This is a genomic window from Empedobacter sp. UBA7252 (assembly GCF_002472765.1).
Taxonomy (GTDB): Bacteria; Bacteroidota; Bacteroidia; order Flavobacteriales; family Weeksellaceae; genus Empedobacter; species Empedobacter falsenii_B.
Map to the genome: position 1 here is coordinate 22,607 of NZ_DKSQ01000105.1, position 11,082 is coordinate 33,688.

The 11,082-nt window shown below is 30.8% G+C and carries 11 protein-coding genes; 4 read left to right on the plus strand and 7 right to left on the minus strand.

The annotated features are described in order from the left end of the window. Nucleotides 1-20 precede the first annotated feature (20 nt). The 5 genes from B2X73_RS14625 to B2X73_RS14645 all read right to left on the minus strand — a co-directional run bounded on the left by B2X73_RS14625 (nt 21) and on the right by B2X73_RS14645 (nt 4,358). A complete protein-coding gene (locus tag B2X73_RS14625; protein WP_221855878.1) occupies nt 21-728 on the minus strand; it encodes a ZIP family metal transporter in 708 nt (235 codons plus the stop codon). Then, entirely contained in the window at nt 725-1,471 is a 747-nt protein-coding gene (locus tag B2X73_RS14630) for a class I SAM-dependent methyltransferase (RefSeq protein ID WP_312067342.1), read from the minus strand. Before B2X73_RS14630 ends, B2X73_RS14625 begins: the two co-directional genes overlap by 4 nt. After that, nucleotides 1,462-1,839 carry a Fur family transcriptional regulator gene (locus tag B2X73_RS14635; RefSeq protein WP_221855881.1) on the minus strand — a complete coding sequence of 126 codons (378 nt, stop codon included), beginning with the start codon at nt 1,837-1,839 and terminating at the stop codon, nt 1,462-1,464. Before B2X73_RS14635 ends, B2X73_RS14630 begins: the two co-directional genes overlap by 10 nt. Nucleotides 1,840-2,004: 165 nt before the next feature. Next, nucleotides 2,005-3,786, minus strand: a complete 1,782-nt coding sequence (locus tag B2X73_RS14640) for an aminopeptidase P family protein (RefSeq protein WP_286496375.1) — start codon at nt 3,784-3,786, stop codon at nt 2,005-2,007. A 98-nt stretch (nt 3,787-3,884) separates the two neighbouring features. Next, nucleotides 3,885-4,358 carry a DUF4265 domain-containing protein gene (locus B2X73_RS14645; RefSeq protein ID WP_038331503.1) on the minus strand — a complete coding sequence of 158 codons (474 nt, stop codon included), beginning with the start codon at nt 4,356-4,358 and terminating at the stop codon, nt 3,885-3,887. 98 nt (nt 4,359-4,456) lie between these two features. On the opposite strand from B2X73_RS14645, the gene B2X73_RS14650 reads away from it, so the two are divergent. From B2X73_RS14650 to rimO, 4 genes are all read left to right on the plus strand, one after another. Beyond that, a complete protein-coding gene (locus B2X73_RS14650; RefSeq protein ID WP_221855924.1) occupies nt 4,457-5,614 on the plus strand; it encodes a THUMP domain-containing class I SAM-dependent RNA methyltransferase in 1,158 nt (385 codons plus the stop codon). 5 nt (nt 5,615-5,619) lie between these two features. Then, the gene (locus B2X73_RS14655) at nt 5,620-6,054 is read left to right on the plus strand and encodes a DUF2750 domain-containing protein (protein ID WP_221855886.1); all 435 of its coding nucleotides are present in this window, start codon (nt 5,620-5,622) and stop codon (nt 6,052-6,054) included. A gap of 6 nt (nt 6,055-6,060) precedes the next feature. Then, nucleotides 6,061-7,098 (plus strand): glycosyltransferase, encoded by a 1,038-nt coding sequence (locus B2X73_RS14660; RefSeq protein ID WP_221855888.1) that lies wholly within the window; start codon nt 6,061-6,063, stop codon nt 7,096-7,098. A 357-nt stretch (nt 7,099-7,455) separates the two neighbouring features. Beyond that, nucleotides 7,456-8,760 carry a 30S ribosomal protein S12 methylthiotransferase RimO gene (gene rimO, locus B2X73_RS14665; protein WP_286496376.1) on the plus strand — a complete coding sequence of 435 codons (1,305 nt, stop codon included), beginning with the start codon at nt 7,456-7,458 and terminating at the stop codon, nt 8,758-8,760. 65 nt (nt 8,761-8,825) lie between these two features. Here the strand turns inward: rimO and B2X73_RS14670 are convergent, their stop codons facing one another. Together B2X73_RS14670 and B2X73_RS14675 are read right to left on the minus strand one after the other, a co-directional pair. Beyond that, a complete protein-coding gene (locus B2X73_RS14670) occupies nt 8,826-9,176 on the minus strand; it encodes a hypothetical protein (RefSeq protein WP_219035247.1) in 351 nt (116 codons plus the stop codon). 21 nt (nt 9,177-9,197) lie between these two features. Further along, nucleotides 9,198-10,880 carry an RluA family pseudouridine synthase gene (locus tag B2X73_RS14675; RefSeq protein ID WP_286496377.1) on the minus strand — a complete coding sequence of 561 codons (1,683 nt, stop codon included), beginning with the start codon at nt 10,878-10,880 and terminating at the stop codon, nt 9,198-9,200. Between the last annotated feature and the right edge of the window lie 202 nt (nt 10,881-11,082).

An 11,082-nucleotide genomic window follows, 5' to 3' on the forward strand; every position in this document is an offset into this window, starting at 1 on the left:
TAATAAGTTGCTTTTATATATTAATGAGAATGTACATGCATTGAAACGGTTAAATAAGCGAGAATAAAACCGACTAAAATAGAACCAAACTTCTTCAAATTAAATTTATGTCCTTCATTACTTTCAAATAAGATTACTGTAGAAATGTGTAAAAATATTCCTGAAACAATTGCACTCATTTCCAAAGAATAATTAGAAATAATGGTATGTTTTCCTAAGAAATACCCCATTGGAGCAGCTAAAGCAAACAAGGTCATAAACAAAAAACGCTTTGCGTTAGATTCTGTATGTTGACATAATGCGCTAAACAAAATCATTGAAACTGGAATATTATGAACAAAAATTGCCCACATAAAATTGTGAGATTCTGCATTTGCAACAGGAATTCCTTCGATAATCGAGTGTAAAAATAATCCGCCAAAAATTCCGAAAGGAAATTGCTCTTTTTTGTGTAAATGAATATGTCCGTGTTCAACGCCTTTACTGATCGTTTCTAAAATATATTGTACAACAACACCTAATAAAACAAACAATCCAATAGAATGATGGCTATGATTTTCGGATGGATGTCCATAGACTTGTGGCAAAATTTCTAAAACGGTCATCGCCAAAAAATACGCACCACTAAAGGTTAGTAGCAGTTTTGAGTTGTGTTTATTTTTGAGTAATATTCGAGAAAATAAAACTCCTATTAACACACTTGAAATTAAGATTAAACTTTCTTTCATTTGTTTAAAACTAAAATTAAGCGGTCAGAAGTTTGTTCATCAAAAGCATCAAGATTATAATTTCCAAATACTTTATCTAAAATAAAACCTTCCGTTTCGTATATTTTTTTGAAATCGTTGAAATAAATTAAACGAACAAACTCTTCAAAATGAAATATTTCGCCTTTATCTGTGAAATCAATTTCTTTTTTGATAAAACCATTTTCGACAGATTTTGTGATTTTGAATAAAATTCCATCAATCAGCTTTTCCTCATAAGGAATCATTGTCGAAACTACTTTTTCTGCATTCAGATAATCTAAAACAAAGATTCCATGTGATTTTATTTGTTGTTTTACAGTTTCAAAAACTTTAAAATTATCTTCATAATTTTCAAAATAACCAAAACTTGTAAAAAGATTGAAAACCGCGTCAAATTCGTTTGGATGATAAACTTCGCGCATATCATGTTTTTCAAATTTTAAATATTCATTTTCAAATTGTTTAGCGTACTTGATACTTTCTTCAGATAAATCGATTCCCAAAACATCAAAACCTAATTTATTTAATGTAATAGCATGTCGTCCCTTTCCACAAGCTAAATCTAACACTTTTGCGTACTGTGGAAGTTGTAAATATTTCGTGATTTTTTGAATAAAATCTTCCGCTTCTGTTAAGCTTCTGTTCTTGTATAAAATATGATAATATGGCGAGTTAAACCATTTTACAAACCATTGTAAATCCATTGTTGTTATTATTGGCAATTTGAGCAAGTTCCTGTGATGACGCAATTGCAATCTTGCATCGAAAATCCTTCGGGTAAATTAATTTTTATTTCTTCTTTCAAACAAATAAGTTGATTACAAGTTGTGCAACGAAAATGAAAATGATCGTGGTGGTGGTGTGTATGTTCACAACAGGTTTTGCACATCGCAAAATAATTTACGCCGTCATCTCCCACAACTTTATGCATCATTCCGTCTTCGCAAAAATTATTCAGAATACGATAAATCGTTGCTCTGTCCATTTTTCCTTGCAATTGTGTTTCAATTTGTTCCTGATTTAATGCAGTCGTACACGAATTGAACAAATCAATAACCGCTTGTTTGGTTGGTGTATTTCGTCTTTTCATTTCTTAATGCAAATATGTTGCAATAATACAAATTTTATGGGAAATAAAAAATCCTATTCACTTTCGAATAGGATTTTTTTGTCTAGCTGAATTTATTTTCAGTTTCTTATTTTTTTATGTCTGATTCTGAAACGAATTTAGAATGACTTTTTGTTGAAATTAAATTTACTTAGAAATAGCCTCACATTTTTCTTTTAACCAAGTTGTTTCTTTCTCATCTAAGAATGGAGAAATTTTCTCGAAAACAAATTGATGATAATTATTCAACCATGCAATTTCTTCGTTTGTCATTAAATTAACATCAATCAAATTTTTCTCAATTGGGAAAACTGTAATAATCTCAAACTTCAAGAAATCACCAAATTGAGTTGACATCGCTGGTTGAACAATCATTAAATTCTCTATTCTAATTCCGTATTCACCATCGCGATACAAACCTGGCTCGTTAGAAAGTACCATTCCAGCTTTAAGTGGCGTTAAATTTTCTTCTAAACGAATACTTTGCGGCCCTTCGTGCACACATAAGAAATGACCAACACCGTGTCCAGTTCCGTGTCCGTAATTGAAACCGTTTTCCCAAAGCGCTTTACGCGACAAAACATCTAACAAAGAACCACGAGAATTAATAGGAAAAATAGCTTGCGATAAACCAATATTTCCTTTAAGAACTAAGGTATAATCTGTTTTTTGTTGTGTCGTTGGTTCTCCTAACATCAATGTACGCGTAATGTCTGTTGTTCCTTCCAAAAACTGAGCTCCAGAATCAATTAGCAACATTTCTTTTCGTCCTAATGTATAAGCAGTTTCAGGTGAAGCAGAGTAGTGGTTCATTGCACCGTGATCAGCGTATCCACAGATTGTTCCGAAACTTACACCTTTACAATTTTCCTGTTGTAAACGGAAAAATTTCAATTGCTCATCAACTGTAACTTCATTAATGTTATTTTCGATATTTTCTTCTAACCACATGAAAAATTTCGTCAATGCAACACCATCTTTTACCATTGCATTTCTGAAGCCTTCTTGTTCGATTTCGTTTTTAACAGATTTTAGATTTGTTACTGGAGAAGCAATTAAATTAATAGTTGAAGAAGTAGAAATTGCTTCGTATAACGATTGATTAACTCGATTTCCATCTACCAATACATGCGATTTTTCGTTTTGTTTCTTTAAATAATCGTAAACCGCTAAATAAGGTTGAATTGTAATTCCTTCATTTGCTAAAGCAGTTTTTGTTTCTGGAGTTACTTTTGCTTCATCTATAAATAAATACGCATTTTCTGTATCCACAGCGGCATATGAAATTGTCAATGGATTATAGTTAACATCATTTCCACGAATATTAAATAACCACGCAATTTCATCCAACGAATTCATGATATATACATTGGTATTTGCTTTTTTCATCTCATTGCGCACTTCCGAAATTTTTTCTGAAGCAGATTTTCCAGCAAATTTTACATCATAAATATAGAATGGATTCTCTGGTAAAGCAGGACGATCTTGCCAAGCTAAATCAATTAAATCAATATTTTTAACTGAAAGTTGATTGAATGAAAACTCGTTATAATTTTCTGCAAAAGCATTGTGCGCAAACATTTGCGGATTAAGACCAACAACTTCTCCTTCTTTTAATTGAGAAATAATCCATTCGTTGATAGAAGGAGTTTCTGGCATTCTCATTTTCATCAACTCAAAAGTCGTGTCTTTTAATTGATCTTCTGCCTGAATAAAATATCTCGAATCCGTCCAAACAGCCGCTTTTTCTAATGTTACAACTGCAGTTCCAGCCGATCCATTGAAACCTGAAATCCATGTACGCTCTTTCCAACGATTTGGTAAATATTCGCTTCCGTGCGGATCTGTTCCAGGAATAATTGTTGCGCTAACTCCATTTTGTTTCATAACCTCTCTCAAAGCTGAAAGACGATCTGTGATTTTTTCCATTTTATATCGAATTCTAAAAAATTAAACTTTAATAGCCGAAAGGTACGAAGAATGTCGATGAAGGAAAATATAGAAATTAAGAAATATTATTAAGATTATTATCTGGTTTCATCACGATGTTTTTCTGATAAAACAGGTTCTGCAAAAGCAATAAATTCATTTTCTTGTAATTCGATTAATTTATCAAAAACAGATTTATAATTTATTTTTAAAGGAATTTCTAGAACAAAGTATTTTTCATTCAGCGCTTCACTTTCACAATTCAAATTCTTGAAAATATTTCTAATATCATCTCTATTAATTTCATCATTCATTATTATAACTTGAACTGTCGAATTTCCAGAAAATTCAATTACTTTTCTAAAAGTCAAACATTCTTCATCGTTATCATATTCAGCAAATACTATATCGTCACTTGAAAAACATGGACCATAGAACGGAATATTTTCAATTTTATATAATCCTTTTTCTTTGTCTATGGTTTCTGTCCAAAGTGTTTCAACTATTTCTTCTTCTAAAACCTTACTATAATATCGAACCAATATTTTTTCATATTTAGTTTCTTGATCCATGAAATATTTTTTGTTAAGATATAAATTAGTTTAGAATATCGAAAAACAATTATTCCTTTCTCAATTTCCTTTATTTCCCGTACTTTTGTAAAAATTTTATTTCCTTGGAAAATTTCAGAATGATTGCGAAAACCTTTTTTGGTTTCGAAGAAATATTAGCGCAAGAATTAAAAGCGTTGGGTGCGGCAGATGTTAAAATTCAAAACCGAATGGTTGAATTTAATGGCGATTTAGGTTTTATGTACAAAGCAAATTATAGCTTGCGTACGGCACTTCGTATACAGAAGCCAATTCTTTCGTTTTCTGCGAAAAATGATCATCAATTGTACGAGAAATTCAAAAAATTCCATTGGGAAAATTATCTAAATGTCGATCAAACTTTTATGATTGATCCAACTGTTCATTCAGATTATTTTACGCATTCGCATTACGCAGCGCTTAAAGTGAAAGATGCTATTGTAGATCGATTCAAAGAAAAAAATGGTCGTCGTCCAAGCATTGATAAAGATTTTCCAGATGTACGTTTCAACTTACATATTTCACACGATAAAATTACGTTGTCGTTAGATTCTTCGGGAGAATCTTTGCACAAACGTGGTTATCGTGAAGAAACTGGTCCAGCTCCAATTAACGAGGTTTTAGCAGCAGGTTTGTTGTTGCAAGCAGGTTATGATGGAAAAGGAAATTACCTTGATCCAATGTGTGGTTCAGGAACAATGTTGATTGAAGCGGCGATGATTGCAAATAATATTCCGCCACAAATTCATCGTAAGCATTTTGCATTTCAGAACTGGCCAGATTATGACGAAACATTGTTTACACAAATTCGTAATACGCGTTTAAATCGAATCAAGGAATCAGAATATAAAATTGTAGGTTACGAAATTTCTCCAATGATGGTAAAAATCGCGCAGATGAATATAAAATCTGCTGATTTAGAAGATTTCATTGAAGTGAGAAATCAAGATTTCTTTACATCTAAAAAGGAATTGTTCCCAGTTTTATTGGTGTTCAATCCGCCTTATGATGAGCGTATTGAAAACAATAACCAAGAATTTTATAAACAAATTGGAGACACATTAAAATCGAGTTATCCAAATACATTGGCGTGGTTTATCACATCAGATTTACAAGCCAAAAAATATGTCGGTTTACGTCCTTCGAAAAAGGTAAAAGTGTTTAACGGTAAGTTAGAATGCGACTTTTTACAATACGAAATGTACGAAGGAAGTAAAAAAACTAAAAATCAAAATTAAAAGAAGTGAGTCAATTTATAAAAGAAATTTGTCAAGATCAAAAAGTATATCTTTTAACTTCTGAAGAAGGTTTTGCTATTTCGTATTCGGAAGAATTTGAGTACGAAGATGGCTCTAATTTAGAGGTAATTTGTTTTTGGTCGAATACAGATTTAGCTGAAAAAGCGAAACAAAATCAATGGGCAAATCATAAAATTGATTCGATAGATTTGAATACTTTTTTAGAAGAATGGTTGTTCGGAATGATTGAAGAAGTTTCTTTGGTTGGAATTAATTTTGACGAAACTTCGAAAGGAGAGGAGCAAAGTCCATTGGATACAATTTTGGCTATTGTTCATGAATTGAATCAATCAAAATCTACTTTCAAAACGAATCATTTTAAGGATTTGAACGAAATCCAGAAAGTAACTTTAGAATTGAAAGAATCATTCAATCAATAATTTATTTTGGAAAAAGAAGATTTAAAACTTTCGATAATTATTGCCGTTTATGAACGTCAAGATGAATTGACAGAATTATTGTCAAGTTTAACAAAACAAACGGATAAATCATTCGAAATTATTATTGTAGATGATGGTTCTAAAAATAAATTGGATGCGGTTTGTGCTAAATTTGAAACTCAATTAGATCTTCATTATTATTACAAAACAAATTCAGGACCAGGAAAATCAAGAAATTATGGAATGGAAAAAGCGAATGGAAATTATTTCATTTTCTTAGATTCTGACACGATTATTCCTTCGACTTATATTGAATCGGTTAAAAAAGAATTGACAACTAATTTTGTTGACGCTTTTGGCGGACCAGATGATGCAGATGACTCGTTTACAGATTTGCAAAAAGCAATTACTTTTTCGATGACTTCTTTCTTAACAACAGGAGGAATACGTGGAGGAAAAAAGCAAATTGGTAAATTTCAGCCACGTAGTTTTAATATGGGAATTTCTCGAAAAGCGTACAAAAAAACGGGTGGATTTGCTGATTTACGTGTTGGAGAAGATCCAGATTTATCAATGCGTTTGTGGGAAAATGATTTTGAAACGCGATTATTTCAAGATTCGAAAGTGATACATAAACGTAGAACTTCGTTAAAGAAATTTGCGAAACAAGTTTATCAATTTGGAGTTGCACGCCCAATTCTTAATCAACGTCATCCAAATTATATCAAACCAACTTTTTGGTTTCCAAGCTTATTTTTTGTCGGAACTTTAGTTGCATTTTTATTTTTATTGTTGAGTTTTATTCTTCCAAAACATCGATTTATTCTTCAAACCCCATTTGTTTTGTGGTTAATTTACATGTTTTTGATTTTTATTTTCTCAACTATTCGTTTTAAATCTGCGGTAGTTGGTTTATTATCGATTCAAACAACTTTAATTCAATTTTTCAATTATGGTTATGGATTTTTAGAAAGTCAATTCAGGTTGAATATTCTCAAACAGAATCCTAAAAAGGCTTTTCCGAGTCATTATCATATCGATTAAATATAAAAAATAAAGGTCAAGAGAAATCTTGACCTTCTTAATTTCAAAGCATTGCTTTGACATCTAACTTAAAATACTAATTAGCTCAAATTTAACATTTATTGTTGAAATTAAACTATAAATGACTTGTTATATTTTGTTAATCAATTCGTTAAAATATATTTATTAAATAGATTTCAAGTAGAATATCGTAATAATTGATTAATTTTCTAAAATAGTTAGTTGTTTAGAAATCTATTCTCTTTAAAGTTATTTAGGTTTAAAAATTTTTATTTTAGCTATTTATACTTGTTCCATTCAATCTTTTCGGTCAGTTCTCTCAAATATTTCGTAATTTTGCAGACTTAAATTAGAGTAATGCGTACAAAATCGACTGGAAAAAAGAAAATTAATGTAATTACGTTAGGATGTTCTAAAAATGTATACGATTCTGAGGTGTTAATGGGACAGCTGAAAGCCAATGGGAAAGAGGTTGTACATGAGCAATCTGGGGAAATTGTGGTGATTAATACTTGTGGTTTCATTGATAATGCAAAGGAGGAAAGTGTTGATACAATTTTAGATTACGTGCAACGTAAGGAAGATGGTTTGGTGGAAAAAGTTTTCGTGACAGGATGTTTGTCAGAGCGATACAAACCAGATTTAATTGAGCAAATTCCAAATGTTGACCAATATTTTGGTACGCGAGAATTACCACTTTTATTAAAAGCATTGGGTGCAGATTATAAGCACGAATTGGTTGGAGAACGTTTAACAACAACTCCTCGTCATTATGCATATCTTAAAATTGCTGAAGGTTGTGATCGTCCTTGTTCTTTCTGTGCAATTCCTTTGATGCGTGGAGGAAATGTTTCTCGTCCAATCGAAGATTTAGTTACAGAAGCTACTAAATTGGCAAAAAATGGAACAAAAGAGTTAATTTTGATTGCACAAGATTTAACGTATTATGGTTTAGATATCTATAAAAAACGTGAATTAGCATCATTATTAAAAGAATTAGTTAAGATTGAAGGTATCGAATGGATTCGTTTACATTATGCATTTCCAGCTGGTTTTCCAGAAGATGTTTTGGATGTAATTCGTGAAGAACCTAAAGTTTGTAATTATATTGATATTCCGTTACAACATATTTCAACAAAATTATTAAAATCAATGCGTCGTGGTACAACACACGAAAAAACGAATGCTTTGTTAGACGCAATGCGTACAAAAGTTCCTGATATGGCGATTCGTACAACATTGATTTGTGGATATCCAGGCGAAACAGAAGAAGATTTTCAGGAAATGAAAGCTTGGGTACAAGAGCAAAAATTTGATCGTTTGGGATGTTTTACTTATTCTCACGAAGAAAATACGCATGCCTATAATTTAGAAGATGATGTACCAGAGGAAGTAAAACAACAACGTGTTGAAGAAATTATGGAAATTCAATCTCAAATTTCGTATGATTTGAATCAAGAAAAAATTGGAAAACAATTTAGAGTAATGATTGATCGTAAGGAAGGTGATAACTTTATTGGACGTACAGAATATGATTCGCCAGACGTTGATAACGAAGTTTTGATTTCTGCAATTGATACCTATTTACCAGTTGGTGATTTTGTAAATGTAGAGATTATTGAAGCGTACGAATTCGATTTAATTTGTAAAGTGATTGATTAATCAATTCGAGATATAATAAAAAACCACTTCAAATAAAGTGGTTTTTTTATGCTTAATTTTTTTCTTTATTTTTTCAATATTTCATCAAAAAATTCTTTCGAATCGTTATCAAACGTAGGTTTTTGTAACAATAATTGGGAGATTTTTACAATTTTATCAAAATCTTGTTGCGTAAAATATTCACCAAAATGTTCATTGCAAAAATCACCTAAATTTCCTAAAACGATATTCACTTCTTCTTCGCTCAACTCACCTTTTTGTTTCCAACGTTCACGGAACAAACTTGCAGCTAAATAAGAAGAAATATCGATCAAATCATCTATCGAAATATTAGATCCGTTTTTCAATTTTGCCATAATCAACGTATCCATATCGCGATAAATTACTTCTCGTATTGTCAAATCTTTATTTTCCATTCTTTGTATTCTTTCGCAAAATTAGAGATTAAAATTTGGATCTACTTGAAATTTCATCAATTCTTTCGTCTTCGGATGCGTAAATTCTAAGGATTCGGCATGTAAATGCAAACGATTTGTTTTCGTACCATATAAATCATCACCAATAATTGGTGCATTTAGTCCCAAACGATGCGAAGCATGCATGCGCAACTGATGTGTACGACCGGTAATTGGATAAAAATAGACAAGCGTTTTATTGTCTTTTCTTGCAATGACTTCATACTTTGTCTGCGCCGTTTTTCCATGTTCATAACAAACCATTTGTCTCGGTCTATCGTCCAAATCCACACGTAAAGGTAAATCTATAAAACCATTATCGCGCTCAATATTTCCATCTAAAAGTGCAATGTAGCGTTTCTGAACTTTACGTTTAATGAATTGTTGTTGAAGAAGTTTATGACTTTCTTTATTTAACGCCAAAACAAGAATTCCAGAAGTTGACATATCCAAACGATGAACAATAATTGGACCTGTTGCCAATGGAAATTGATGTTTAATTCTAAGATAAACCGAATCTTTAATCTCAATTCCAGGAACAGAAAGAAACTCTTCTGGTTTATTGATGACAACCAAATCATTATCTTGATATAAAATTTCTAACTCTTCAACAGTTGAATTTTGCTTCAACAATAAGTTTTCATTCAGTTCAATTCCTTGCAACATATGTCCTAAAATAGGCTCACATTTTCCTGTACAAGCTGGATAAAATTGACCATGTTTTCTAACCTCAGATTTTGGCGAATCTCCCCACCAAAACTCAGCCATACAAATTGGTTCTAAATCATTTTGAAACGCATATTGCAATAATTTGGGTGCAGCACATTCACCAGCAGCAGCAGGAGGTTGTTGAAATACAGTTGTTGAAAAAATTTCTAATAATCCTTTTTCTTGCTTAAACTTATTCAAGAATTGATATTGATTAAACAATTGATTTTGAAGTAAATTAGATTTTATTTTTCGTTCTTCTTTTAATGAATTGATTTCATTCTTAAAAACATTTATTTTGCTTAATAAAATCTGTTTTTCAGAATCAAGTTTTTCATTTAGAATTCTAAATTCATATTTATCACGTAAACTTTGTTTGACTAAATCTTCTTCAAAAAATTGAATTTCATCTTGAGATAAAGTTGGAGAAATTGTTTCTCGTTGATATTTTCGGTCTTTTTTATTTGATTTTAAAAGTTGTTTTCCTTCTTCAATTTTTAACTTAGAATTGATTTCAAATTGAATAAAATCTTCTTTAAGTTGTAGATAGTTTTGATCATTTTCTAATGATTCTAAAATACGATTGATTTCATTCAAACGTTCTTCTTGTTCTAAGAAAAAACCATTTTTATTCAACATATCAAAAATAGGTGGAACAAAAAATTTGTGTTGATTAGTATTAGCCAATTTACCTGAAACTGCCGCTAAATATCCTACTTCATTCTTTTGATTTCGAACAACTAAAACACCAAACATTTTACCAATTGGAGTGGAAGATTGGTCATTTTCTAAACCAAAATTATGTTCAAAATCGGTTTGATTTTCCAAGTATTCTTGTAGCTCTCTACATGCTTGCTTCGCAATTTCAGTAGGTTCATAATAAAATGGATAATCAAACTTTTTGGGAAGTTCGTACGTAGTAATTGGATGTTTAAAATATTGAAAATAATTGGACATTTGCTTCTTTAAAATCGATGCAAAGATACAGTTTAAGCAATAAATTTTGAAATTGTATTACTCAATTCGTTCCAATAAATACCAATTATCTTTCAATTTTTTAGATATTTTATATTCATTTTGAAATTCATAACGATTTTTACTCTCTGGACTTTTAGTGTAAAATAATTTATTATAGTTAACCCGTTGTGCATATTAAATA

Excerpts from the sequence above, each read along its gene's own strand:
- B2X73_RS14625 (WP_221855878.1), bottom strand. The coding sequence starts at position 728 with ATGAAAGAAAGTTTAATCTTAATTTCAAGTGTGTTAATAGGAGTTTTA.
- B2X73_RS14635 (WP_221855881.1), bottom strand. The coding sequence starts at position 1,839 with ATGAAAAGACGAAATACACCAACCAAACAAGCGGTTATTGATTTGTTC.
- B2X73_RS14640 (WP_286496375.1), bottom strand. The coding sequence starts at position 3,786 with ATGGAAAAAATCACAGATCGTCTTTCAGCTTTGAGAGAGGTTATGAAA.
- B2X73_RS14645 (WP_038331503.1), bottom strand. The coding sequence starts at position 4,358 with ATGGATCAAGAAACTAAATATGAAAAAATATTGGTTCGATATTATAGT.
- rimO (WP_286496376.1), top strand. The coding sequence starts at position 7,456 with ATGCGTACAAAATCGACTGGAAAAAAGAAAATTAATGTAATTACGTTA.
- B2X73_RS14670 (WP_219035247.1), bottom strand. The coding sequence starts at position 9,176 with ATGGAAAATAAAGATTTGACAATACGAGAAGTAATTTATCGCGATATG.
- B2X73_RS14675 (WP_286496377.1), bottom strand. The coding sequence starts at position 10,880 with ATGTCCAATTATTTTCAATATTTTAAACATCCAATTACTACGTACGAA.